Origin of the sequence: Streptomyces sp. AC555_RSS877 (assembly GCF_019049245.1) — a bacterium.
Lineage (GTDB): Bacteria > Actinomycetota > Actinomycetes > Streptomycetales > Streptomycetaceae > Streptomyces.
Window position 1 is genome coordinate 254,164 of the sequence record NZ_JAGMUK010000001.1, and the last position, 23,971, is coordinate 278,134.

The following is a 23,971-nucleotide window of genomic DNA, read 5'->3' on the forward strand; positions in this document are numbered from 1 at the left end:
ATGACACGCGCCGTCCGCGATACGGACACGCAGACGGCGGACAACGTCATCCTGTCGGATTGCGTTCACCCGTACGTATGGCGGGTGTTGGGCTGCGCTGGGAAGTTCACCACCATGGAAACCCCCGACTTCGGCATCCCGCCCGCGCTCGCCCGCCGGATGAGCATGGCGGAACAGCACGAGTACCTGCGCACCAAGCTGTCCCGGCGCCGCACGCTGGTGACGGCCGGCGCGGTGGCGGGAGGGCTGCTGACCGGCTGTTCGGGCGACGGATCGCCGCATGCGACCGCCGGCGCGACGACCGCGACGGCCGCGACGGCCGCGTCCCGGGTGCACGGCTCCGTCGTCACCCCCTTCGGCCGCCATCTCGCCTTCGGCGCCGACCCGAAGACGCAGATGCGGGTCTCCTGGCAGGTGCCGCTCGCGGTGCGGAAGCCGTACCTCCGGATCGGGACCCGGCCCGACGGCCTCGACCGCAGGATCGAGGCCGAGGTCCGCGACCTGCACACACCCGGGCTGACCGGGGTGCGCCCGGCGCTCGACCAGTACTACCTGCACGCAACCCTGGACGGCCTGCGCCCCGGCACGACGTACTACTACGGCGTCGGCCACGACGGCTTCGACCCGGCGTCGCCCGAGCGCAGGAAGACCATCGGCACCTTCCGCACCGCCCCGAAGAGCCCCGAACGGTTCGTGTTCACCGCGTTCGGCGACCAGGGAGTCGGCAAGGCCGCGGCTGCCAACGACCACGTGCTGCTGCGCCAGGACCCCGCCTTCCACCTCCACGCCGGCGACATCTGCTACGCCGACGTCAACGGCCGCGGCGAGAAGTCCGACGGCTACGACCCCGCCTTCTGGGACCTGTTCCTCCAGCAGAACGAGCCGGTGACGAGGTCGGTGCCGTGGATGGTGACGACCGGCAACCACGACATGGAGGCCTGGTACTCGCCGGACGGCTACGGCGGCCAGCTGGCCCGCTGGTCCCTGCCGGACAGCGGCTTCGACCCGCGCGCGGCGCCGGGCGTGTACGCGTTCACGTACGGCAACGTCGGCTTCGTGGCTCTGGACGCGAACGACGTGTCGTACGAGATCCCCGCCAACTTCGGCTACACGGAAGGCAAGCAGACGGCCTGGCTGGACCGGAAGCTGGGCGAGCTGCGGGCGGACGCCACGGTGGACTTCGTCGTCGTCTTCTTCCACCACTGCGCGTACTCGACCTCCACGCACGCCTCCGACGGCGGGGTCCGTGCCGAGTGGCTGCCCCTGTTCGCCAGGCACCAGGTGGACCTGGTGATCAACGGACACAACCACGTCTACGAGCGCACCGACGCGATCAAGGACGGCGAGGTCGGCAGGCCGGTCCCGATCGGCGCGTCCACGGACCCCACGCGGGACGGGACGGTGTACGTCACGGCGGGCGGCGGCGGCAAGGACCTGTACGGCTTTCCGACGGGCGTGAAGGAGAGCTACGAGGGGCACGTCACGGGCCGCGAGCCGGTCGAGACCTTCCGGTGGACGAAGTCGAAGGAGTCCGAGAAGGAGACCGTGGAGTGGTCGCGGGTGCGCTACCGGGGCTTCTCCTTCCTCTCGGTGGAGGCGGAGAGCGGGGCGCGGCCGCGCCTCAAGGTGTCGGCGCTGGCGCAGAGCGGGGAGCGCGTCGACCATTTCGAGGTGCGGCGCGGCGTCTGAGACCGCGCCGCACCTCGCGGGTGCGGCTCCCGGCTTGTATGAGGACTGGACGCTCGAGGACTGGGCCCGGCTCAGTGGCCGGTCGAGCCGCCGTTGTCGCGGCGGTCGAGGGCGGCCTGGAGGGCAGCCGCTGCGTTCTTGCGGTCGGACTCGCTCGTACGGGAAATACGGCGGACTCGGCGGCGGGCGGTCGTCTCGGCCATGGGAAATCGACTCCTTCGAGTTTCCTGGAGTGCACAGGGGGTTGCGAGACGCCGGAAGGGGCGGGGAGCGGACCGCAGGGGTTACCTGCACGGGGCCCGGCTCACGACCGCCATTCGCTTGGTCGAGCGAGACGTTCGGCTCCTACAAAGCTAAGCGAGGAGCGCGCGCCTGTCTCCACAATTACTCGGACTTCCTACTATCTGAGACGGCACACCGGCTGGACACGCGGACGGGCCGGGTCGACGACGACCCGGCCCGTTTCCCCGTGGGGGAGGTCAGCCCATGTGCGGGTAGGTGTAGTCGGTCGGCGGCACCAGCGTCTCCTTGATGGCGCGGGTCAGCGTCCAGCGCATCAGGTTCTGCGGGGCGCCCGCCTTGTCGTTGGTGCCCGAGGCGCGGCCGCCGCCGAAGGGCTGCTGGCCGACGACGGCGCCGGTCGACTTGTCGTTGATGTAGAAGTTGCCGGCCGCGTAGCGCAGCTTGTCCATGGTGTACGCCGTCGCCGCGCGGTCGGCCGAGATGACCGAGCCCGTGAGCGCGTAGGCGGAAACCGACTCCATCTGGGTCAGCATCTCGTCGTACCTGTCGTCCTCGTAGACGTGCACGGCGAGGATCGGGCCGAAGTACTCGGTGGTAAAGACCTCGTTCGCCGGGTCGGCGCACTCGATGACGGTCGGGCGGACGAAGTAGCCGGTCGAGTCGTCGTACGAACCGCCCGCGACGATCGTGCAGGCGGGGTCCGCCTTCGCGCGGTCGATGGCCGCCTTGTTCTTGGCGAAGGCCCGCTCGTCGATGACGGCGCCGATGAAGTGGGACAGGTCGGTGACGTCACCCATGGTGATGTGGTCGACCTCGGCGGCGAACTCCTCGCGGAATCCGCTGTTCCAGATCGACGCCGGGATGTACGCCCGGGAGGTCGCCGAGCACTTCTGGCCCTGGTACTCGAAGGCACCGCGGGTCAGGGCCGTCTTCAGGACGGCGGGGTCGGCGCTCGGGTGGGCGACGACGAAGTCCTTGCCGCCGGTCTCACCGACCAGGCGGGGGTAGGAGCGGTACTGCTCGATGTTGGCGCCTACCGTCTTCCACAGGTACTGGAAGGTCTTGGTCGAGCCGGTGAAGTGGATGCCGGCCAGGTCGCGGTGGGCCAGGGCGACCTCGGAGACCTCGATGCCGTCACCGGTGACGAGGTTGATGACGCCCTTGGGCAGACCGGCCTCCTCCAGGAGCCGCATGAGCAGCACGGCGGCGTGGGTCTGCGTCGGGGACGGCTTCCACACGACCACGTTGCCCATCAGGGCCGGGGCCGTCGGCAGGTTGCCGGCGATCGCCGTGAAGTTGAACGGCGTGATCGCGTAGACGAAGCCCTCGAGCGGGCGGTGGTCGAGGCGGTTCCAGACGCCCGGGGAGTTGGCCGGGGGCTGCTCGGCGAGCAGGTCACGGGCGTACTTGACGTTGAAGCGCCAGAAGTCGACCAGCTCACAGGGGGTGTCGATCTCGGCCTGCTGCGCGGTCTTGGACTGGCCCAGCATGGTGGAGGCGGCGAGCGTCTCGCGCCAGGGGCCGGCCAGCAGGTCCGCCGCGCGCAGGATGATCGCCGCACGGTCGTCGAACGACATCGCACGCCAGCCGGGCGCGGCGGCGAGGGCCGCGTCGATGGCGTCCTGGGCGTCCTGCCGGGTGGCGTTGCCGTAGGTACCGAGGACGGCCTTGTGGTTGTGCGGCTGCACGACGTCGAAACGCTCGCCGCCACCGAGCCGCTGCTCACCGCCGATGGTGCACGGCAGGTCGACCGGGTTCTCGGCCAGCTCCTTCAGCCTGGCCTCCAGCCGGGCGCGCTCGGGCGAGCCAGGGGCATAGCCGTGCACCGGCTCGTTGACGGGGGTGGGGACCTGGGTCACAGCGTCCATGGGTTCCGTAACTCCTTAACTGAGCGGTGTTGCGAGCGGTGTGCGGCTCAGTCCTTGGTGAGGATCGAGCGGGCGAAGAAGCGCAGGTTGGCCGGCTTCTCCGCCAGGCGGCGCATGAAGTAGCCGTACCAGTCGGTGCCGTAGGCGGTGTAGACGCGCATCCGGTGGCCCTCGGCGGCGAGCCGCAGGTGCTCGTCGCCCCGGATGCCGTACAGCATCTGGAACTCGTACTCGCCGGGCTTGCGGCCGGAGCGCCGGGCCAGTTCCTGGGCGATGGAGATGATGCGCGGGTCGTGGGACCCGATCATCGGGTACCCCTCCCCCTGCATCAGGACCTTCAGGATCCGGACGTACGCCTTGTCGATCTCGTGCTTGCGCTGGTACGCGACCTCGGCGGGTTCCTTGTACGCCCCCTTCACCAGCCGGACCCGGCTGCCGTTCCCGGCGAGGCGGCGGGCGTCGGCCTCGGTGCGGAAGAGGTAGGCCTGGATCACGCAGCCGGTCTGCGGGAAGTCCTTCCGCAGCTCGTCGTGGATGGCGAACATCGAGTCGAGGGTGGTGTGGTCCTCGGCGTCGAGGGTGACGGTCGTGCCGATGGCGGCGGCGGCCTCGACGACGGGCCGGACGTTGCCGAGGGCCAGCTCGTGGCCACCGGACAGTGCCTGGCCGAACATCGACAGCTTCACCGACATCTCGGCGCGGGCGCCCAGCTCCAGCTGCTTCAGCCGGTCGACGAGCTCCAGGTACGCGTCCCGCGCGGCGGCGGCCTGCCCGGGGGTGGTGATGTCCTCGCCGACGACGTCCATCGTCAGCTCGAGGCCCCGGTCCGTCAGCGACCGGACGACGGGCACGATCTCGTCGACGGTCTCGCCCGGGATGAAGCGGTCGACGACCCGCTTGGTCACCGGGGCCGCCGAGATCAGGTGGCGCATCCGGTCGCTGCGCGACGCGGCGAGAATCACGGGACCCAGCACGGGGAACCTCCACATACCAACCCAGACGAGGCCGCTTCCCTACGTTCCGGGAACGGCACGGAGAACCACCGTGAAACCTAAGGATCCCCCCGATCGTCTGCCATCGACAGCTGTCACGCATCCGTGCCCCGGATCTCAGACAGATGTATGAAGGGCTTGCGGAAATGCGGGAGAATGCCCGGGTGACGTCGGATTACAAGGACCACAAGGGCGACTACCAGGAGCTGGTCGACGAGGTCTCGGAGATCCTCGGCGCCCCGGCGACGCTGGAGAGCCGTGACTTCGAGCTGATCGCCTTCGGCGCGTACGACAGTGAGGGCGAACTCGACGCCGCCGCCCTGGACCCGGTGCGCACCCGCTCGATCCTGACCCGCCGCTCGACGTCCGCGGTCCGGACGTGGTTCGAGGGCTTCGGCATCACGCGGGCGACCGGCCCCGTCCGCATCCCGCCGACGCCGGAGGCGGGGGTGTACCGGGGGCGCGTCTGCCTTCCCGTACGCCATCGGGGTGTCGCCCTCGGCTACGTCTGGCTGCTGGCCGACGACCCGGGGCCCACCGAACGGCAGCTGACGGCGGCCATGGAGGTGACCGCCCGCATCGGCGCGCTGCTCGCGGACGAGGCGCAGCACGGGGCGGACCTCTCGCGGGAACTGAGGGCGGTGCTCACGGCCGAGCGCGACTGGCAGCGCGACATGGCCGTCGCCGAACTCCGCAGCGCCCTCGGGCCGCGCACCGACACCCTGCACACGGTGGTGTGCGTGGCCCCGTGGCCCGCGACCGGCCCGGACGACGCCCCTTCGGTCCGTACCGTGCCGGGGGCGACCGCCCTGTGCACGGTGCCGTGGGGGACGACGGCCACGTCCCTGGCCCTGCTGGTGCGGCTGCGCTCGGCGGACGTCCTGACACCAGCCGCGTCGGCGGCGGGGCGGCTGCTGGAGCGGGCGCACGGCGCGACGGCCGCCGCCGGCGTCGCGGCGGCCCGCGCCGGGCTCGCGGAACTGGGCACGGCCTGGCAGGAGGCCTCGGCCGCCGCCCGCGCGGCCCTGGCGGAACCCCGCCTCGGCCCGGTCGCCGAGTGGGCGTCGATCGGCCCGTACCGCCTGCTGACGGCCCTGTCGCCGCAGACGGCCCACGACCCCGCCGTACGCAGGCTCCTCTCCCCCGCCCACCGCGAACTTGCCCGCACGGCCGAGGTCTACCTCGACTGCGCGGGCCAGGCGGGCCGGACGGCGGCGGAGCTGCGGATCCACCGGCAGACCCTTTACTACCGGTTGTCGCGGGTCGAACAGCTCACGGGGCTGGACCTGGACGACGGGGAGGACCGGCTGCTGCTGCACATGGCGTTGAAGGGGGCTCGGCTGTAGCCGGCCAGGCCGCCGGGACGGCTTCGGATGTTCTCCCGGCAGCGGACCGACCCGTGCCGAGGGGCACGCAACGCAAGGCAAGAATCCGCAGGGCAGGACAGATCGGACGGTGACAGTAGTGACGGTGACAGACGGCGATTCCCCGGACCCGGCCGACGGGGCGCCGGTGCCTCGGGTCCTGTTCGACACCGGAACGCTGGAGACGCTCGACCAGGCATCGACAGGCGCCGTGTGGCGGCTGGCGGAACCCGGCCGCCAGGTCGACGCCAACGTCGTCCGGATCCCGCCCGGCCGGCACGTCGATCCGCACACCGAGCCGGACCTGGATGTCCTCCTGCTGGTGGTGGCCGGAGACGGCACCTTGGCCACCTCCGACGGACCGTGCCCCCTGAGCGAAGGCAGCCTCGCCTGGCTGCCCCACGGCTCCAGTCGGGGCCTGGCCGCGGGCGAGCGTGGCATGGCGTACCTGACCGTCCACCGGCGCCGTCCCGGCATGTGGATCCGGCCCGCCGAAACCCGGGAGTGAGCAGGCCGTTCCGTGTCCGGCGGACACCGGACGGTCACCCGGGGCGGGCGCCGATTCGGGCGCCGATCGGGCAGCGGCGGAGGGATTGTTGAAAACGATTGTCATCGTGCTACGGTCACTGCACTCACCCTTGACCGCCCCTTTACCCGGAGGGTCCCGTGCGCCTGCCCGCCCACCGCCTGCTCCCCGCCACCGCCCTCACGGCCGCCTCCGCCCTGCTCACCGGCTGCTTCGCCGGCGCGGAGTCGGCCACGGGTGACGAGGGGGACGGCAAGCGAATACGTGTCGCGATGATGCTCCCCCCGCGCTCCGGGCTGTCCCCGCTGTCCGACGACGCGTTCAAACTGTCCCGCTGGTCGACGGCCGAGACGCTGGTCAAGCTGGACAAGGAGGGAGACGCCGAACCCGCGCTGGCCACCAAGTGGACCCAGTCGGGGAAGAGCTGGACCTTCACCGTCAGAGACGGGGTCACCTTCCACGACGGCACACAGCTGACCGCCGAGACCGTCGTCCGTTCCCTCACCACGGCCGCCGGTGCCGCCCCCAAACCCCGCATCCTCGACGGCGTCGAACTGACGGCGAAGGCCGAGGGCCAGGACACGGTCGTGGTCACCACCGGCGTCGAGGACCCCCTCGTCCCGCAACGCCTCAGCTCCCCGCAGCTGTCCATCCTCGCGCCGAAGGCGTACGCCGGGAAGACCGTGAACCCCGTCGGCGCCGGCACCGGCCCCTTCGAGCTGACCAAGGTCAACGGCACCTCGTCCGCCACCCTCGACCGGTACGACGACTACTGGGGCGACAAGGCCAAGTCCCCCGGGATCGACGTCAGGTTCGTGCCGGACGGCACCGCCCGCGCCGCCGCCCTGCGCAGCGGCGAGGCCGACATCGTCGAGGCGGTCCCCGTCTCGCAGGCCGCGCTGCTCGACGAGGACCTGATCACCGAGGTCCCGATGCCGCGCACCAACACCCTGTACCTGAACACCGAGAAGGGCGCCTTCAAGAACGCCTCGCTGCGGGCCGCCGCCCGCGAGGCGATCGACGCCGCGACGATCGTGAAGAGCGTGTACGAGGGTCGCGCGGACGTCGCCGAAGGGCTGCTGGGGCCCGCGCTGCCGTGGGCGGCCGGACTGCGCGCGCCGGTGTCCCGCGCCAAAGCGGGCGACCCGTCCGGGAAGACCATCACCATCGGCACCTTCACCGACCGCGCCGAACTTCCCGAGGTGGCGGCCACACTCCAACAGCAGCTCCAGAAGGCCGGCTTCAAGGTGAAGCTGGACGTCCGCGAGTACGCCAACATCGAATCCGACGCGCTGGCGGGCGAGTTCGACGCGTTCATCCTCTCCCGGGCCACCGTCCTCGACTCCGGCGACCCGGCCGCCTACCTCTACAGCGACTTCGCCTCCGACGGCTCCTTCAACATCTCCCAGCTCGCGAACCCCACCGTGGACAAGGCGCTGACCAAGGCGGGCGGAACCAAGGCCGGCGACACCCGCCGCAAGGCCGTCATCGAGGCCGAGGCCGCCGTGCTGGCCACCGACGCGGCCGTGCCGATGCTCCACGAGCGGGTGATCCAGGGCGACGCCGCCGGGGTCGTCGACGCCGCCCACGACCCCCGCGAGCGGGAGCTGGTCACGGCCGACACGCACCTCAGGTGAAGCTCCGCACCAGAGCGGCCGGGGCGACCCGGGCCCTTTGCCTGCTCGCCGTCCTGACCACCGTGGGCCTGCTGCCCTGGCTCTCCGGCCGCGACCCCGCCCTGACGGTCCTGCGGGCACGCTCCGCCGAACAGGAGCCGACCGAGCAGGCCCTGGACGCCATCCGACAGGATCTCGGTCTCGACGCCGGTCCCCTCTCCCTGCTCGGGAGCTGGGCCTTTGACCTGCTGCACGCGGACCTCGGCACGTCCTGGGTCTCCGGCACCGACGTCCTGCCGTCCGTCGTCTCCGGGCTCCAGGTGTCGCTGGCGCTGATGGGGGCGGCCTTCGCGGTCGCGGTGCTGCTGGCGTGCGCGCTGGTGGCGCCCGTGCTGGTGCGGGGGCGGGGCTCGTCCGGGGCGTGGGCCGCGATGCTGGCGGCCGTGCCCGAGTTCCTGCTGGCCACCGTCGCGTTGCTGGTCTGTGGGGTGTGGCTGGGGTGGCTGCCGACGTCCGGCTGGCAGGGCCCGCAGTACATGGTCCTGCCCGCGCTCGCCCTCGGCGTCCCCGCGGGCGGTCTGCTCGGCCGGCTGTTCGCGGACGCGCTGCCCGCCGTGCTGGACGAGCGGTGGGTGGAGCTGTGGCGAGGAGCCGGAGTGGGCCGCGGGAGCGTCTCGGCGGCCGCCCTCAAGCGCGTACTGCCGCCGCTGGTACCGCAGTTCGGGATGGTGGCCGTCGGGCTGACCGGTGGCGCGGTCGCCGTCGAGACCGTGTTCGCCGTACCCGGCATCGGCCGTACGGCGCTCGGCGCGGCCAAGTCACAGGATCTGCCGCTGCTCCAGGGCGCGGTCCTCGCCCTGCTGCTGCTCGGCCTGGTCACGGGCGCGATCGCGGCGCTCGTACGGCGTCGGCTGCTGGGCCCGGCCCTGCGGGACGCCGGGCTGTCCCTGCCGCCGGTCCGGCCGGTCCGCGCACACCCGGCGATCCCGGCCGCCCTCGCCGTCCTGCTCGCGACGGCGATCGGCTGGGGTTTGCTGCGCGACCCGTACGTCCTCGACCCGGCCGCCCGGCTGGCCGCGCCCTCCTGGTCACACCCGCTCGGCACCGACGGCCTCGGCCGGGACGTGCTCGCCCGGCTCGGGCACGGCGCCGCCCCGACGGTCGGCACGGCGGCGGCCGTGTGCCTGCTGAGCCTGCTGCTCGCGCTGGCCCTCGGCTTCCTGCCCGGTGTCGCGGCCGGCGCGGCGGACATCGCGAACGCCCTGCCCCCGGTGATCGTCGGCATCCTGGTCGCCGCGGTGTCCGGACCCGGCACCGGCGGAGCGGCCCTCGCCGTCGCGCTGATCTCCTGGCCGCCCCTGGCCGCGCACGCGGCGGCGCTGGTGCAGGAGGTGCGGGCGTCCTCCTTCCTCACCGCGCAACGGGCCATCGGCGCGACCCCGCTGTGGATCCTCACCCGGCACGTCCTCCCGTCGGTGGCGGCGCCCGTCGCCCGGCACGCCCTGCTGCGCCTGCCCGGCATCGCCCTCGCCCTGGCCTCCCTCGGCTTCCTGGGCCTCGGAGCCCAGCCGCCCGCCCCCGAGTGGGGCCTGCTCCTCGACGAATCCCGCGCGTACGTGGAACGCGCCCCGTGGGCGGCCCTCGCCCCGGCGGTGGCTCTGGCCGTGCTGGCGGGGCTGGCGGTGTCGGGAGCGGCGTACGCGCAGGGCCGGCGAGTCACCCGCGACACCCGGAAGGCGGCCCCCGTTGGAGTCTGAGGCACTTCTCTCCGTACGCGATCTCCGGATCGCCTTCGACGGCGTCGAGGCCGTGCGCGGCCTGTCCTTCGACGTCCGCCCGCGCGAAGTGCTGGCCGTCGTCGGCGAGTCGGGCGCGGGCAAGTCCCTCACGGCGCGGGCCCTGCTGGGCATGCTGCCACCCGGTGCGACGACGAGCGGGAGCATACGACTGCTCGGCGAGAGTGATCTCGCCGCCCAGCGCGGCCGCCGCATCGCCCTCGTGCCGCAGGACGCCCTCTCCGCCCTCTCCCCCGTGCACCCGGTGGGCGACCAACTCGCCGTCGCCGTACGGTCGGTGGCCGGGGTGTCCCGCAGGGAGGCCCGGGCCCGGGCGGTGGCCGCGCTCGACCGCGTCGGCATTCCGGACGCCGCCCGCAAGGCGCGCGCGTACCCGCACGAGTTCTCCGGCGGCATGCGGCAGCGGGCGGTCATCGCGATGGCGACGATCAACGAACCCGACGTCCTCGTCGCCGACGAGCCGACCACCGCGCTGGACGAGGAGCGCCGGGACCAGGTGCTCCGGGTGCTCGGCGAACAGCGGGAAGCGGTCGGGGCGGCACTCGTCCTGGTCACCCACGACCTGGACGTCGTACGAGAGCACGCGGACCGCGCGCTGGTCATGTACGCCGGACGCCTGACCGAACTCGGCCCGGCACACGAGGTGTTGAACCGCCCGTCGGCCCCCTACACGGCGGGTCTGCTGGCGTCCCTGCCCCAGTTCGCTCCCGCCGGGCGCCGCCTGCCCACCCTTCCGGGCACCCCGCCCGCACCGGGCATGCTGCCGCCGGGCTGCGCCTTCGCCCCGCGCTGCCCGCTCGCCGCGGACGCCTGTCACCACGAGGAACCGGAGCCGCGCCCGGTGGACGGACGACTGGTCGCCTGTCACCGCTGGGCCGACGTCCCGCACCCCGCCGTCGAGTTGTTCCTGGAGAAGCCGTATGCCTCTTCTTGACGTCCACGACCTCGTCGTCCGCCACGGACCGGTCACGGCGGTGGACCACGTCTCCTTCGCCCTGCACGCCGGAGAGACGCTGGCCCTGAACGGCCCCTCCGGCTGCGGCAAGTCCTCCACCGCCCTGGCGGTCCTGCAACTGCGCCGCCCGGACAGCGGCGAAGTGCGCTTCGAGGGCCGGGAGCTGACCACTCTCCCCGAACGCGAACTCCGCCCGCTGCGCCCCCGCATGCAGCCCGTCTTCCAGGATCCGTACGGCTCCCTCAGCCCCCGTCACCGCATCCGCGACGCGGTCGCCGAACCGCTGAGGGTCCAGGGTCGCTGGAACCCGGACGACGGCCCCGCCCGGGTGGCCGACCTCCTCGACCGCGTCGGCCTCGACCCGTCGTACGGCGACCGCCACCCGCACGAACTCTCCGGCGGCCAGTGCCAGCGCGCCGGCATCGCCCGCGCCCTGGCCTCCGAGCCGCGTCTGCTGGTCCTCGACGAACCGGTGTCGGCCCTCGACCCGTCCGTCCGGGCCGGCGTGCTGAACCTGCTCGCCGACCTCCAGGACGAGCTGGGGCTCGGCTACCTGTTCATCTGCCACGACCGGGCGGTCGTACGGCACTTCGCGGACCGGGTGCTGGAGATGCGGGACGGACGCGTCAGCGCTTCGTGACTCCGGCGATCACCTGGCGCAGGCCCTCGGCCAGCTGCTCGGCGCCGGGGGCGGTCTTCGGGTCGAAGGTCCACTGCGCGATGAGGCCGGTCATCAGGGTCAGATAGAACGCGCCGAGGGTGTCCACGGTCTCGTCCGAGACGTCCTCCTCCCGGCCGCCCATCAGCAGCGGGATGAGCCCGCGCGCCGCCTCCCGCTGGGCCAGCGCCAGGTGATCGCGCACCTCGGGCATCTCGTCGCCCATGACCAGGACCTCCATGCTGAGGTGCCAGATCGAACCCGGATCCCGCATGGTGCCGACGATGTTCGACCACACCGCCTGGAACCGTTCGACGGAGCCGGGCTCGGTGGCGCTGGTGGCGATCCCGTCCCCCTCGAAGGCATCACCCATTGCCTCGACCAGCGCCACGTAGGCCTGCGCGAGCAGTGCGCCCTTCGAGCCGTAGTGGTACCCGATGGACGCCAGGTTCGTCCCCGACTCCTTGACGATGTCGCGCGCCGTCGTCCGCGCGAACCCCTTCTGCAACAGGCAGCGCTTGGCGCCTTCGAGCAGATCCTCACGGTGTCCCATGCAGAGCAGCGTACCCGGGTCCATACAACCGTCCCAGACGGTCGACCTATACATCCGTACTAGACAAGCGTTTAGGACGCTCGTACAGTCCTCGCCATGACGAATCCGACGAGCACTTCCGCGGGCTCCCGTGCCGGGCGCCGCGAATGGACCGCCCTCGCCGTGCTGATGCTTCCGCTGCTCCTGGTCTCCATGGACGTCTCGGTGCTCTACTTCGCCATCCCGGCGATCGGCGCCGACCTGGAGCCGAGCGGCACCCAGCAGCTGTGGATCTTCGACATCTACGCGTTCGTGCTGGCCGGTCTGCTGATGACGATGGGCTCCCTCGGCGACCGCATCGGCCGCCGCAGGCTGCTGCTCGGCGGCGCGGTCGCCTTCGGCGCCGCATCCCTGCTCGCCGCGTACGCGAACAGCGCCGAGACCCTCATCGCGGCCCGCGCGATCCTCGGCATCGGCGGCGCGACCCTGATGCCCTCGACGATGGCCCTGATCCGCACGATGTTCGTCGACCCCGCCCAGCGCGCCAAGGCGATCGGCATGTGGTCCGGCGTGATGACGGCGGGCATCGCCCTCGGCTCGGTCATGAGCGGTGTGCTGGTCGAGTACTTCTGGTGGGGTTCGGTCTTCCTGGTCAACCTGCCCGCGATGGTGCTGCTGCTGATCCTCGGCCCGGTCCTGCTGCCGGAGTCGCGCGACCCCGCCCCCGGCCGCTTCGACTGGCCGAGCGTCCCGCTGTCGATGGCCGCCGTGCTCCCCGTGATCTACGGCCTGAAGGAACTGACCTCCGACGGCTGGAACGTGCGGTACGTCCTCTCGATCACCGTCGGCCTGCTCTTCGCGGCCCTCTTCGTCCACCGCCAGCGCACCGCCGCCTCACCGATGATCTCCCCCGCCCTGTTCCGCGGACCGGGCTTCGCTCCCGCCGTCGTCCTCAACATGATCTCCGCGTTCGGGATGCTGGGGTCCGCGTTCTTCACCACGCAGTACCTGCAGTCGGTGCTCGGCAAGAGCGCACTGGAAGCGGCCCTGTGGGGCCTGCTCCCCTCGGTGCCGATCGGCCTGGTGGCCCCGCTGGCGACCGCCCTGGTCCAGCGGGGCGTGGGGCGCGCCCACGTCGTGACGGCCGGCTTCGCCATCGGCGCCGCCGGCTACGGCATGCTCGCCCTCGCCGGTACGGACTCGATGTGGCTGGTGCTGGCCGCCTGCGGGGTCCTCGCCTCCGGAATCGTCATGGTCATCTCCCAGATGACGGACCTGGCCATCGGCACGGCCCCGGTCGAACACGCGGGCTCCGCCTCCTCACTCCTGGAGACCGGAACGGAGTTCGGCGGCGCCCTCGGCATGGCGGTGCTCGGCTCCATCGGTACGGCGATCTACCGGCACGACATGCCGAGCTCGGCGCCCGAGGCGGCCAAGGAGACGCTGGGCGGGGCACTGGCGGCCGCCGAGCATGTCCCCGGCCTGGCGACGGCCGCCCGCGAGGCGTTCACCAGCGGGATGCAGGGGGCGGCGATCGCGGGAACCGTGGTGCTCGCCGGTGCCGCCGTGCTGGCGGCGGTCGCGCTGCGGAAGGTGCGCCCGGACAGCAGAACGCCGGACGAGCCGAGTCACCTCAGCCCGTCCGGCGTGTGAGAGCAGCCTCAGACGAGGTTCACCGCGCGGGCGGACGTCGCGCCGATCTCCTCCGCGACCTCCGCCAGCGTATTGGCGGGCACGGTGTCGTCCACGGTCAGGACGGCCAGCGCCTCACCGCCCGCCACCGCACGCGACACCTGCATGCCGGCGATGTTGATGCCGGCCTCGCCGAAGACACGGCCCACGGTGCCGACGACACCCGGACGGTCCTCGTACCGCAGGACGACCATGTGGTCGGCGAGCGCGAGGTCGACGTCATACTCACCGACGGCGACGAGCTTCTGCAGGTTCTTGGGGCCGGCCAGGGTACCGGACACCGCCACCTCCTCGCCGTTGCCGAGCGTGCCGCGCACGGTCACCACGTTGCGGTGGTCGGCCGACTCGGAGCTGGTCGTCAGGCGCACCTCGACACCGCGCTCCTGCGCGAACAGCGGGGCGTTGACGTACGACACCGTCTCGTCGACGACGTCCTCGAAGACACCCTTGAGGGCGCTGAGCTCCAGCACCTTCACGTCGTGCTGGGTGATCTCGCCGTACACCTCGACGTCGAGGCGGACCGCGACCTCACCGGCGAGCGCGGTGAAGATACGGCCGAGGCGCTCGGCGAGCGGCAGGCCCGGCTTGACGTCCTCGGCGATGACCCCGCCCTGGACGTTGACCGCGTCCGGGACCAGCTCGCCGGCCAAGGCCAGGCGCACCGACTTGGCGACGGCGATACCGGCCTTCTCCTGCGCCTCGTCGGTGGACGCGCCGAGGTGCGGGGTGCACACGACCTGGTCCAGCTCGAACAGCGGGGAGTCCGTGCAGGGCTCCTTCGCGTACACGTCCAGGCCGGCGCCGGCGACGCGGCCCTCCTTGAGCGCCGAGTACAGCGCCTCCTCGTCGACGATCCCGCCGCGCGCGGCGTTGACGATGCGCACCGACGGCTTGACCTTGTGCAGCGCCTCGTCGCCGATGAGACCGAGGGTCTCGGGCGTCTTCGGCAGGTGCACGGTGATGAAGTCGGCGACCTCGAGCAGCTCGTCCAGCGACAGCACCTTGACGCCCATCTGCGCGGCCCGCGCGGGCTGCACGTAGGGGTCGTAGGCGACGACCTTCATGCCGAAGGCCGACATCCGCTGGGCGACGAGCGCGCCGATGCGGCCCAGACCCACGACACCGAGGGTCTTCTCCGCGAGTTCGACGCCCGTGTACTTGCTGCGCTTCCACTCGCCGTTCTTCAGAGCCGTGTTGGCCTGCGGAATGTGGCGGGCGGTGGCGAGCAGCAGACCGCAGGCCAGTTCGGCGGCGGTCACGATGTTCGAGGTGGGGGCGTTGACGACCATCACGCCGGCCTTGGTGGCGGCGGAGACGTCGACGTTGTCCAGGCCGACGCCGGCTCGTGCGACGACCTTCAGCTTGTTGGCAGCGGCGACGGCCTCGGCATCGACCTTGGTGGCCGAGCGGATCAGGATCGCGTCGACGTCGGCGATGGCCGGAAGCAGCTCGGCGCGGTCGGCGCCGTTGCAGTGCCGGATCTCGAAGTCGGGGCCAAGCGCGTCGACAGTGGCGGGCGACAGCTCTTCAGCGATGAGTACGACAGGTTTCGAGCTCACGTGAGTCCTCACATGTCCAATGCGGACGGCCGTCCCGACGGCCGCATGCGGTGGAGGGTTGCTAGCCGCGTGGAAGACGCACGACGCTGTGGGCCTGACGCGTATGTAATGCAGCAGTCTAGTGCCGCAACGGAAGTCGTCTTACGCCTCCACGGAAGGATCACTCGTCCGTGGCTGGACACCGTGGACAAGCGGTTACCCGTGGTTCGGCGACGGGGCCGCGACGACATCGCCGCGGCCCCGCCCCTGCGGCTCACGCCTCGTCGTTCACCCACGACATGAGCTTGCGCAGCTCCTTGCCGGTGGTCTCCAGGAGGTGGTTCTCGTCCTGGGTCTTGTACTCGTTGTACTTCTTCAGACCGCCGTGGTACTCGGCCATCCACTCACGCGCGAAGGTGCCGTCCTGGATCTCGGCGAGGACCTTCTTCATCTCGGCCTTGGTGGCGTCCGTGATGATCCGCGGGCCGGTGACGTAGTCGCCCCACTCGGCGGTCTCGGAGATGGACCAGCGCATCTTGTCCAGGCCGCCCTCGTACATGAGGTCGACGATCAGCTTCAGCTCGTGCAGGCACTCGAAGTACGCGATCTCCGGCTGGTAGCCGGCCTCGGTCAGCGTCTCGAACCCGGCCTTGACCAGCGCGGCCGTACCACCGCACAGAACGACCTGCTCACCGAACAGGTCGGTCTCGGTCTCCTCGGTGAAGGTCGTCTTGATGACGCCGGCGCGGGTGCCGCCGATGCCCTTGGCGTAGGAGAGGGCCAGCTCGAAGGCGTTGCCGGTCGCGTCCTGCTCGACGGCCGCGATACACGGAACGCCGCGGCCCTCCTCGTACTGGCGGCGCACCAGGTGGCCCGGGCCCTTGGGGGCGACCATGCAGACGTCGACGCCCGCCGGGGGCTTGATGAAGTCGAAGCGGATGTTCAGCCCGTGGCCGAAGAAGAGGGCGTCGCCGTCCTTGAGGTTGTCCTTGATGGACTCCTCGTAGACCTGGGCCTGGATCGGGTCCGGGACCAGGATCATGATGACGTCGGCCTCGGTGGCGGCCTCGGCCGGGGTCACCACGCGCAGGCCCTGCTCCTCGGCCTTCGCCTTGGACTTGGAGCCCTCGTGCAGACCGACACGCACGTCGACACCCGAGTCACGGAGCGACAGCGCGTGGGCGTGGCCCTGGCTGCCGTAACCGATGACCGCGACCTTGCGGCCCTGGATGATGGACAGGTCGGCGTCGGCGTCGTAGAACAGCTCGGCCACTTTGGGTTCTCTCCTTGTGTGCAGGTGTTGCGTCCCACCGTATGACGGGGGGCGGAAGTGACGTTTCGGGGTCTCGGTATACGGGCGGTCGGTGGACGCCGACCGCCCGTTCCCTCTCCTAGGCGGACCGGTCCAGGGCGCGCAGCGACCGGTCGGTGATCGAACGCGAACCGCGGCCGATCGCGATCGTGCCGGACTGGACGAGCTCCTTGATGCCGTACGGCTCCAGCATCTTCAGCATCGCCGACAGCTTGTCGCTGCTGCCGGTGGCCTCGATGGTGACGGCCTCCGGGGAGACGTCGACCGTCTTGGCGCGGAACAGCTGGACGATCTCGACGATCTGGGAGCGCGTCTCGTTGTCGGCGCGCACCTTCACCAGAACGAGTTCGCGCTGAACGGCGGATCCCGCCTCCAGCTCGACGATCTTCAGCACGTTGACGAGCTTGTTGAGCTGCTTGGTGACCTGTTCGAGGGGCAGTTCCTCGATCACGTTCACCACGATGGTGATCCGGGAGATCTCGGGATGCTCGGTGACGCCGACCGCGAGCGAGTCGATGTTGAAGCCGCGGCGGGAGAACAGGGCGGCGATCCGGGCGAGGATGCCGGGCGTGTTCTCCACCAGGACGGAGAGCGTGTGCTTGGACATGTCTCTTGGGTCTTCCTCGCTCAGTCGTCTTCGTTGTCGCCGAAGTCGGGGCGGACGTCCCGAGCGGCCATGATCTCGTCGTTGGAGGTGCCGGCGGCGACCATCGGCCACACCATGGCGTCCTCGTGGACGATGAAGTCCACGACGACCGGGCGGTCGTTGATGGAGTTGGCCTCTTCGATGACCTTGTCGAGGTCGTCCGGGGACTCGCAGCGGATCGCGTAGCAGCCCATGGCCTCCGACAGCTTCACGAAGTCGGGGACGCGGGTGCCGGCGCTCGGCTGCTTGCCGTCGGCGTCGGGGCCGGAGTGCAGCACGGTGTTGGAGTAGCGCTGGTTGTAGAAGAGGGTCTGCCACTGGCGGACCATCCCGAGGGCGCCGTTGTTGATGATGGCGACCTTGATCGGGATGTTGTTCAGGGCGCAGGTGGTGAGCTCCTGATTGGTCATCTGGAAGCAGCCGTCGCCGTCGATGGCCCAGACCGTGTGGTCCGGGGCTCCGGCCTTGGCGCCCATCGCGGCCGGGACCGCGTAGCCCATCGTGCCCGCGCCGCCGGAGTTCAGCCAGGTCGCCGGCTTCTCGTACTGCACGTAGTGCGCGGCCCACATCTGGTGCTGGCCCACGCCCGCGGCGAAGATCGTGCCCTCCGGCGCGAGCTGTCCGATGCGCTCGATGACCTGCTGGGGCGACAGCGAGCCGTTGTCGGGCTGGTCGTAGCCCAGCGGGTACGTCTCGCGCCAGCGGTTGAGGTCCTTCCACCAGGCGCTGTAGTCGCCCTGGTGCCCCTCGCTGTGCTCCTTCTGCACCGCCTGGACCAGATCGGCGATGACCTCGCGGGCGTCACCGACGATCGGCACGTCGGCCGCGCGGTTCTTGCCGATCTCGGCCGGGTCGATGTCGGCGTGGACGATCTTGGCGTGCGGGGCGAAGCTGTCCAGCTTGCCGGTGACGCGGTCGTCGAAGCGGGCTCCGAGGGCGACGATCAGGTCGGCCTTCTGCAGCGCGGTGACGGCGGTGACCGCACCGTGCATGCCCGGCATTCCCACGTGCAGCGGGTGGCTGTCGGGGAATGCGCCGAGCGCCATCAGGGTGGTGGTGACGGGCGCTCCGGTGAGTTCCGCGAGGACCTTCAGTTCGGCGGTGGCATTGGCCTTCAGGACGCCGCCGCCGACGTACAGCACGGGCCGCTTGGCGGCGGTGATCAGCTTGGCGGCCTCACGGATCTGCTTGGCGTGCGGCTTGGTCACCGGGCGGTAGCCGGGCAGGTCCATGACCGGCGGCCAGGAGAAGGTCGTCCGCGCCTGGAGGGCGTCCTTGGCGATGTCGACCAGGACCGGGCCCGGGCGGCCGGTGGAGGCGATGTGGAACGCCTGCGCGATCACCCGCGGGATGTCCTCGGCCTTGGTGACCAGGAAGTTGTGCTTGGTGATCGGCATGGTGATGCCGACGATGTCCGCCTCCTGGAAGGCGTCCGTTCCGATCGACGCGGAGGCGACCTGGCCGGTGATCGCGACCATCGGCACGGAGTCCATGTGGGCGTTGGCGATCGGCGTGACGAGGTTGGTCGCACCCGGGCCGGACGTCGCCATGCAGACCCCGACCTTGCCGGTGGCCAGGGCGTAGCCCTCGGCCGCGTGGCCCGCGCCCTGCTCGTGCCGGACCAGAACGTGGCGCACCCGGGTGGAGTCCATCAGCGGGTCGTACGCCGGGAGGATCGCCCCGCCGGGAATCCCGAATACCGTCTCGGCGCCGACCTCCTCGAGAGAGCGGATGAGGGACTGCGCTCCCGTGACGTGCTCGGGCGCGGACTGGTGTCCTCCGGAACGGGGCCGCGGCTGCGGATGATGGGCCCCGGTGGCCTGCTCGGTCATCGGCATTCTCTTCTCGATGCTGAGGGTTTTTGCGAAGTTTGTGCGGTGTACGGCTTTTGTACGGCAGGTCTCTGTGCAACAAAAAACCCCTCGTGCCGTGAGGCAAGCGAGGGGAGCGCGCCGGGTGCGGTCGCTGGGAGTTCCGGGTCCGTCCGGAGGTCACCAGCGTCAGCCGACGCGCTTTCCAAGTACGAGAATTCGGGTGCGCATGGCACAGACCCTCCCCCCGGCGCGCACTCACTGTCAAGTGGGTGGGACGGGAGTCTCATTATGTGAGCGGAGGGCTGTTCCGCCACCGAGGACCGCGGGCACACCACTGGTGTACACCCCCGCCCCGCCGCCCGCGAACGCGGGCTCCGCCGGTCCGTGCGGGACCGGATAGTGGCCGGATCCGAGCGCTCTGCGCAGCCGGTACTCGTCCAGCGGGCCGGAGAACGCCATGCCCTGTCCGTGCGTGCACCCCATCGCGCGCAACGCCACGACCTGCTCGGGCAGGTCCACGCCGTCGGCCACGGACTGCAGCCCGAGATCGCCGGCGATCCGCAACAGGCCACTGGTGATCTTGTGTAGCCGGGCGGACTCGACGACTCCCTCGACCAGACCGCGGTCGAGCTTCAGTACGTCGACGGGGAGCCTGCGAAGGGCCGTGATGGCCGCGTATCCGCTCCCGAAGCCGTCAAGGGCGATCCGGACGCCGAGCCTGCGCAAGGCGCTCAGACGGCGCTCCAGCTCGTCCAGCGGAACCCGGGGGTCCGTGTCGGACAGCTCGATCACCAGTGACCCGGACGGCAGCCCGTGCCGGGTCAGCAGAGCCTCGATCGAGCCGAGCGGCATCGAGCGGTCCAGCAGCCGGCGCGCACCCATCCGGACGGTCACCGGCACGGACAGGCCGTTCGTGGCGCGCTCGGCGGCCTGCTCGACGGCCTCCCCGAGGATCCACCGGCCCAGCTCGGCGGTCTTCTCGCTGTCCTCGGCCACCCGCAGGAACTCGGCCGGCGTGAACAGCACGCCCTGCGAGGAGCGCCAGCGCGCCTGTGCGGCGACCGACGTGATCCGGCCGTCCTCCAGGCACACCACCGGCTGATGCAGCAGGGTGAACTCGCCGTCGTTCAGGGCGGCACGCAGGCGCGTGGCCAGCTCCGCCTTGCGTACGACGTCCTGCTGCATCTGCGGGGCGTACAGCTCGACGCGGCCCTTGCCGCCCGCCTTGGCGCGGTACATGGCCAGGTCGGCGTTGCGCAGGATCTCGCCCGCGCCGAGGCCCGGCTCGGCGAAGGCGACGCCGATGGAGGCGTTGACCCGGACATCGTTGCCGTCGATGAGGTAGGGCTGGGAGAGCGTGACCCTGAGGCGGTCGGCGAGGTCCAGGATGTGCCGCTCCCGGGCGGGGCGGTCACGGGCGCCGTCCCCGACGATCAGGGCCGCGAACTCGTCGCCGCCCAGCCGGGAGGCGGTGTCCCCGTGCCGGACCGCGTCCTGGAGTCTGCGGGCGGCCTGGACGAGCAGTTCGTCGCCGGCCTGGTGTCCGATCGTGTCGTTGACGGCCTTGAAGCCGTCGAGGTCGATGAAGAGGACCGCCGTGCCGCGCAGGGCGGCGCCCCGGTCGGAGGAGCGGCGGCCGGACAGGGCCTGCTGGACGCGCCGGGTGAACAGGGCGCGGTTGGGCAGGTCGGTCAGCGGGTCGTGCTCGGCGTTGTGCTGGAGCTGCGCCTGCAGGCGCACCCTTTCGGTCACGTCCCGGCTGTTGAAGATGAGGCCGCCGTGGTGCCGGTTGACGGTGGACTCGACGTTGAGCCAGCCGCCGTCGCCGGAGCGGAAGCGGCACTCGATGCGCGTGGTCGGCTCCTCCTGCGGGCTGGCGGCGAGGAAGCGGCGCACCTCGTGCACCACGCAGCCCAGGTCCTCCGGGTGGATGAGGCCGGCCAGTTCCGTGCCCACGAGCTCCTCCGCTGGGCGGCCGTAGACACCGGCGGCGGCCGGGGAGACGTACCGGAGGATGCCGTTCGGTGCGGCGATCATGATGACGTCGCTGGAGCCCTGCACCAGGGAGCGGAAGTGGTTCTCCTTCTGCGCCAGCTCCTGGGTGAGGGTGATGTTGTCGAGCAGCATGATGCCCTGGCGCACCACGAGGGCGAGCACGACGGTGCCGCCGGTGAGGAGCACCACGCGGTCGACGCTCCTGCCGCTGAGGACGTTGTAGAGGATCCCGAGCGTGCAGACGGCGGCGGCGAGGTAGGGCGTGAGGGCGGCCAGCGAGCCGGCGATGGGCCGGGCCGCCGGATACCGGCTGTGATCGGCTCCCGGGGCGGGCGGGCGGTGATGCGGTCCCGTGCGCTGTCCAGGCAGATGTTCGTGCACCACGCGCGTGTGCCCCTCCGTCCGGCGCCGGTCGGGGCGCTGCCTCAGGGGATCCGGCCGGCCGCGCCGCGGGGCCGCCCAGGGGGCGTAGGCGAGCAGCATCGAACCGGCGAACCAGCCCGCGTCGAGCAGCTGCCCGGAGCGGTAGGTGTGGTGCAGCAGCGGTGAGGTGAACAGCGCGTCGCACATCACGGTCAGGGCGAGCGCCCCGATCGCGGTGTTGACCGCCGTACGGTTCACCGCCGAGCGCCGGAAGTGCAGCGCGAGCACCATGCTGACCAGGGCGATGTCGAGCAGCGGATAGGCGAGCGACAGCGCGGTGTGCGCCACGCTCGACCCCTCGGACTTCGCCGCCTGCGCGAGGGCCAGGCTCCAGGACAGGGTGAGCAGCGAGCCGCCGATCAGCCACGCGTCCAGGCCGAGGCAGACCCAGCCCGCCTTGGTCACCGGCCGCTTGGCGAGCACCAGCAGTCCCACGATCGCGGGCGGCGCGAAGCACAGGAAGAAGAGATCCGCGGAACTGGGGCTGGGCACGGGCCGCTGCAGGACGACTTCGTACCACCCCCAGATGAGGTTGCCGACGGCCGCCATCGCCGAGGAGAGGGCGAAGAGCAGCCAGGCGGGCCGGAAGAGGATGCGGCGCCTGCGGGCGTAGAGGAAGCAGGACACCGCGGCGGCGCCCGCCGCGGCACTCAGCCCGAAATCGCCCATGATCAGGGCGAGTTGGCGTGATCCCCAGCCGAACGCGGAACCGAGGGCGTATCCCGCGCACACCAGGGCCAGCGCGAGTTGGCGGACCGTGCTCGACGCGCGGCCGAGGGCCGGTGGGCGGGCCGCCGGCCTCGCCCCCGGCGCGGGCTGGGCCCGCCGCGCCCCGTCAAGGGCGGTCGTGGAAGGCGGGGGCGAACTCACCGGGCCCTCCCGGTCCGCGCCGCTCCCGGGTCCCGGGGGTCCCGGTGCGCCGGGTGCGCATGCCTCCTGCGGCTGCTGTGCCTGCGGTGGTGATGGCTGTGGTGGTGATGGCCGAGATGACCGTCGTGCTGACCGTGATGACCGCCGTGGCTCCCGTGATGGCCGCGCCTGCGCGCAGCCGTGTGCCAGGGTCGCCGCCGACGGCCCCGCCGCGTCGGATCACTCGTCCATAGACCGTGCATCGCCCGTCGCCCCCCTCACAGTCTCAAAACGTCCATCCCCGGCGCCGAACGGTGCGCGGCGCAGCCCCTGTCGGGACGATACACCAGTCTCGTCACTCAGGGACATAGTTCCTCTACGCTCCGTGACGACCAGCGGCGATGCGAGCACGGACCGCGTCCGCAAGGTTGCGGAGGGTACCGGAAACGGATGACACGCTTGTTGCGCCGGTCGTGCGGGGCGTGCGCGCGGCGCTCATCTCACAGGCGTCACGCGCCCGTTGGGCCCGTCGTAAGGATCACGTTGCGCAGGGGCTCCTGGTTCACGAATCGGCTCAACTGGTCCACCAGCAGTCGCTTGGCGCGGGGCAGGAACGCGGAGGTGGGCCCTCCGACGTGCGGGCTGACGAGCACCCCGGGCGCCTGCCACAGAGGGTGCCCCGGGGGCAGCGGTTCGGGGTCGGTGACGTCGAGGGCGGCGGTGATACGGCCGCTCTCCAGCTCGGCGAGCAGCGCCTTGGTGTCGACGACCGGGCCCCTGGCCACGTTGACCAGCAGCGCACCGTCCTTCATGCGGGCCAGGAAGTCGCTGTTCACCAGGTGACGGGTGGTCTCGGTGAGGGGCGTGGCGAGGACGATCACGTCTGCCTCGGGGAGCAGGGCGGGAAGTTCGGTGAGCGGATGCACCGGACCGCGCGCCGTGGTGCGCTCGGAGCGCGCGACGCGCGCCACCCGCGCGACCTCGAAGGGAACGAGCCGGTCCTCGATCGCTGATCCGATCGAGCCGTACCCCACGATGAGGACGTTCCGGTCGGCGAGCGCGGGCCGGAACCCGCCGCGCCACTCCCCCTTGTCCTGGGCCCGCACGAAGTCGGGGACACCGCGCAGCGAGGCGAGGATCAGGGTGAGGGCGAGCTCGGCGGTGCTGGCTTCGTGCACCCCGCGCGCGTTGCACAACCGCACGCCGTCGGGCAGGTACTTGAGGCCCGGTTCGATGGCGTCGGTGCCGGCCGACAGTGTCTGCACGACCTGCACCGAGCTCAGGCGGGGCACCGGCCGCAGTACGACCTCGACGGGCTTCATGTAGGGGACGACGTAGTACGCGCAGTCGGCCGGATCCGCGGGAAAGTCCTCACCACCGTTCCAGAAGCGGTAGTTCGGGCCTGCGGGGAGCCCTTCGATGTCTTCCGGCGGAATGGGGAGCCACACGTCTGCAGTCATGGT

Annotated in this window: 19 protein-coding genes; 8 read left to right on the forward strand and 11 right to left on the reverse strand. The window is 71.3% G+C overall.

The genetic code is table 11. From position 1 onward, the window contains the following. Positions 1 to 114: 114 nt before the first annotated feature. Positions 115 to 1,689, forward strand: a complete 1,575-nt coding sequence (locus tag KUM49_RS01150) for a metallophosphoesterase family protein (RefSeq protein ID WP_217234720.1) — start codon at positions 115 to 117, stop codon at positions 1,687 to 1,689. Between the two features lie 71 nt (positions 1,690 to 1,760). On the opposite strand, the gene KUM49_RS49695 is transcribed toward KUM49_RS01150, so the two are convergent. The 3 genes from KUM49_RS49695 to KUM49_RS01160 form a co-directional block, all read right to left on the reverse strand. After that, entirely contained in the window at positions 1,761 to 1,892 is a 132-nt protein-coding gene (locus KUM49_RS49695) for a hypothetical protein (RefSeq protein ID WP_302185381.1), read from the reverse strand. Positions 1,893 to 2,168: 276 nt separating this feature from the next. Continuing rightward, positions 2,169 to 3,800: an L-glutamate gamma-semialdehyde dehydrogenase gene (gene pruA, locus KUM49_RS01155; protein WP_217234721.1), complete on the reverse strand. Its 1,632-nt coding sequence runs from the start codon at positions 3,798 to 3,800 to the stop codon at positions 2,169 to 2,171. 47 nt (positions 3,801 to 3,847) lie between these two features. Then, positions 3,848 to 4,774, reverse strand: a complete 927-nt coding sequence (locus KUM49_RS01160; protein ID WP_217234722.1) for a proline dehydrogenase family protein — start codon at positions 4,772 to 4,774, stop codon at positions 3,848 to 3,850. Between the two features lie 164 nt (positions 4,775 to 4,938). On the opposite strand from KUM49_RS01160, the gene KUM49_RS01165 reads away from it, so the two are divergent. The 6 genes from KUM49_RS01165 to KUM49_RS01190 all read left to right on the forward strand — a co-directional run bounded on the left by KUM49_RS01165 (position 4,939) and on the right by KUM49_RS01190 (position 11,689). After that, complete coding sequence (locus KUM49_RS01165) at positions 4,939 to 6,138, forward strand: CdaR family transcriptional regulator (RefSeq protein ID WP_217234723.1); 1,200 nt, start codon at positions 4,939 to 4,941, stop codon at positions 6,136 to 6,138. A 118-nt stretch (positions 6,139 to 6,256) separates the two neighbouring features. After that, complete coding sequence (locus KUM49_RS01170; RefSeq protein WP_217234724.1) at positions 6,257 to 6,664, forward strand: hypothetical protein; 408 nt, start codon at positions 6,257 to 6,259, stop codon at positions 6,662 to 6,664. Between the two features lie 158 nt (positions 6,665 to 6,822). Further along, a complete protein-coding gene (locus KUM49_RS01175) occupies positions 6,823 to 8,319 on the forward strand; it encodes an ABC transporter substrate-binding protein (RefSeq protein WP_217234725.1) in 1,497 nt (498 codons plus the stop codon). After that, the gene (locus KUM49_RS01180; RefSeq protein ID WP_217234726.1) at positions 8,316 to 10,055 is read left to right on the forward strand and encodes an ABC transporter permease subunit; all 1,740 of its coding nucleotides are present in this window, start codon (positions 8,316 to 8,318) and stop codon (positions 10,053 to 10,055) included. The genes KUM49_RS01175 and KUM49_RS01180 overlap by 4 nt, the downstream gene beginning before the upstream one ends. Beyond that, on the forward strand, positions 10,045 to 11,028 hold the full coding sequence (locus KUM49_RS01185; RefSeq protein WP_217234727.1) for an ABC transporter ATP-binding protein: 984 nt from the start codon (positions 10,045 to 10,047) through the stop codon (positions 11,026 to 11,028). Before KUM49_RS01180 ends, KUM49_RS01185 begins: the two co-directional genes overlap by 11 nt. Continuing rightward, positions 11,015 to 11,689 carry a dipeptide/oligopeptide/nickel ABC transporter ATP-binding protein gene (locus KUM49_RS01190; protein WP_217234728.1) on the forward strand — a complete coding sequence of 225 codons (675 nt, stop codon included), beginning with the start codon at positions 11,015 to 11,017 and terminating at the stop codon, positions 11,687 to 11,689. Before KUM49_RS01185 ends, KUM49_RS01190 begins: the two co-directional genes overlap by 14 nt. Here KUM49_RS01190 and KUM49_RS01195 read toward each other — a convergent pair. Further along, positions 11,676 to 12,260 (reverse strand): TetR/AcrR family transcriptional regulator, encoded by a 585-nt coding sequence (locus tag KUM49_RS01195; protein ID WP_217234729.1) that lies wholly within the window; start codon positions 12,258 to 12,260, stop codon positions 11,676 to 11,678. The two genes, KUM49_RS01190 and KUM49_RS01195, sit on opposite strands and share 14 nt — an antisense overlap. 96 nt (positions 12,261 to 12,356) lie before the next feature. On the opposite strand from KUM49_RS01195, the gene KUM49_RS01200 reads away from it, so the two are divergent. After that, positions 12,357 to 13,892 carry an MFS transporter gene (locus KUM49_RS01200; protein ID WP_217234730.1) on the forward strand — a complete coding sequence of 512 codons (1,536 nt, stop codon included), beginning with the start codon at positions 12,357 to 12,359 and terminating at the stop codon, positions 13,890 to 13,892. Between the two features lie 8 nt (positions 13,893 to 13,900). Here the strand turns inward: KUM49_RS01200 and serA are convergent, their stop codons facing one another. The 7 genes from serA to KUM49_RS01235 all read right to left on the reverse strand — a co-directional run bounded on the left by serA (position 13,901) and on the right by KUM49_RS01235 (position 23,968). Further along, a complete protein-coding gene (gene serA / locus KUM49_RS01205; protein ID WP_217234731.1) occupies positions 13,901 to 15,490 on the reverse strand; it encodes a phosphoglycerate dehydrogenase in 1,590 nt (529 codons plus the stop codon). Positions 15,491 to 15,743: 253 nt separating this feature from the next. Next, complete coding sequence (ilvC, locus tag KUM49_RS01210) at positions 15,744 to 16,742, reverse strand: ketol-acid reductoisomerase (RefSeq protein ID WP_217234732.1); 999 nt, start codon at positions 16,740 to 16,742, stop codon at positions 15,744 to 15,746. A gap of 118 nt (positions 16,743 to 16,860) precedes the next feature. Then, a complete protein-coding gene (gene ilvN, locus KUM49_RS01215) occupies positions 16,861 to 17,388 on the reverse strand; it encodes an acetolactate synthase small subunit (protein ID WP_217234733.1) in 528 nt (175 codons plus the stop codon). A 20-nt stretch (positions 17,389 to 17,408) separates the two neighbouring features. Beyond that, positions 17,409 to 19,265: an acetolactate synthase large subunit gene (locus KUM49_RS01220; protein WP_217234734.1), complete on the reverse strand. Its 1,857-nt coding sequence runs from the start codon at positions 19,263 to 19,265 to the stop codon at positions 17,409 to 17,411. Between the two features lie 237 nt (positions 19,266 to 19,502). Continuing rightward, positions 19,503 to 22,529, reverse strand: a complete 3,027-nt coding sequence (locus KUM49_RS01225; RefSeq protein ID WP_217234735.1) for a bifunctional diguanylate cyclase/phosphodiesterase — start codon at positions 22,527 to 22,529, stop codon at positions 19,503 to 19,505. Next, entirely contained in the window at positions 22,495 to 22,752 is a 258-nt protein-coding gene (locus tag KUM49_RS01230) for a hypothetical protein (protein WP_217234736.1), read from the reverse strand. The genes KUM49_RS01225 and KUM49_RS01230 overlap by 35 nt, the downstream gene beginning before the upstream one ends. A 265-nt stretch (positions 22,753 to 23,017) precedes the next feature. Next, entirely contained in the window at positions 23,018 to 23,968 is a 951-nt protein-coding gene (locus tag KUM49_RS01235; RefSeq protein WP_217234737.1) for a 2-hydroxyacid dehydrogenase, read from the reverse strand. Positions 23,969 to 23,971 lie beyond the last annotated feature (3 nt).

What these genes read in the sequence shown, in the direction of transcription:
- KUM49_RS01150 (WP_217234720.1), top strand. Translation starts at nt 115, where the DNA reads ATGGAAACCCCCGACTTCGGCATCCCGCCCGCGCTCGCCCGCCGGATG.
- KUM49_RS01235 (WP_217234737.1), bottom strand. Translation starts at nt 23,968, where the DNA reads ATGACTGCAGACGTGTGGCTCCCCATTCCGCCGGAAGACATCGAAGGG.
- KUM49_RS01195 (WP_217234729.1), bottom strand. Translation starts at nt 12,260, where the DNA reads ATGGGACACCGTGAGGATCTGCTCGAAGGCGCCAAGCGCTGCCTGTTG.
- KUM49_RS01220 (WP_217234734.1), bottom strand. Translation starts at nt 19,265, where the DNA reads ATGCCGATGACCGAGCAGGCCACCGGGGCCCATCATCCGCAGCCGCGG.
- KUM49_RS49695 (WP_302185381.1), bottom strand. Translation starts at nt 1,892, where the DNA reads ATGGCCGAGACGACCGCCCGCCGCCGAGTCCGCCGTATTTCCCGTACG.
- KUM49_RS01165 (WP_217234723.1), top strand. Translation starts at nt 4,939, where the DNA reads ATGCGGGAGAATGCCCGGGTGACGTCGGATTACAAGGACCACAAGGGC.
- pruA (WP_217234721.1), bottom strand. Translation starts at nt 3,800, where the DNA reads ATGGACGCTGTGACCCAGGTCCCCACCCCCGTCAACGAGCCGGTGCAC.
- KUM49_RS01200 (WP_217234730.1), top strand. Translation starts at nt 12,357, where the DNA reads ATGACGAATCCGACGAGCACTTCCGCGGGCTCCCGTGCCGGGCGCCGC.
- ilvN (WP_217234733.1), bottom strand. Translation starts at nt 17,388, where the DNA reads ATGTCCAAGCACACGCTCTCCGTCCTGGTGGAGAACACGCCCGGCATC.
- KUM49_RS01190 (WP_217234728.1), top strand. Translation starts at nt 11,015, where the DNA reads ATGCCTCTTCTTGACGTCCACGACCTCGTCGTCCGCCACGGACCGGTC.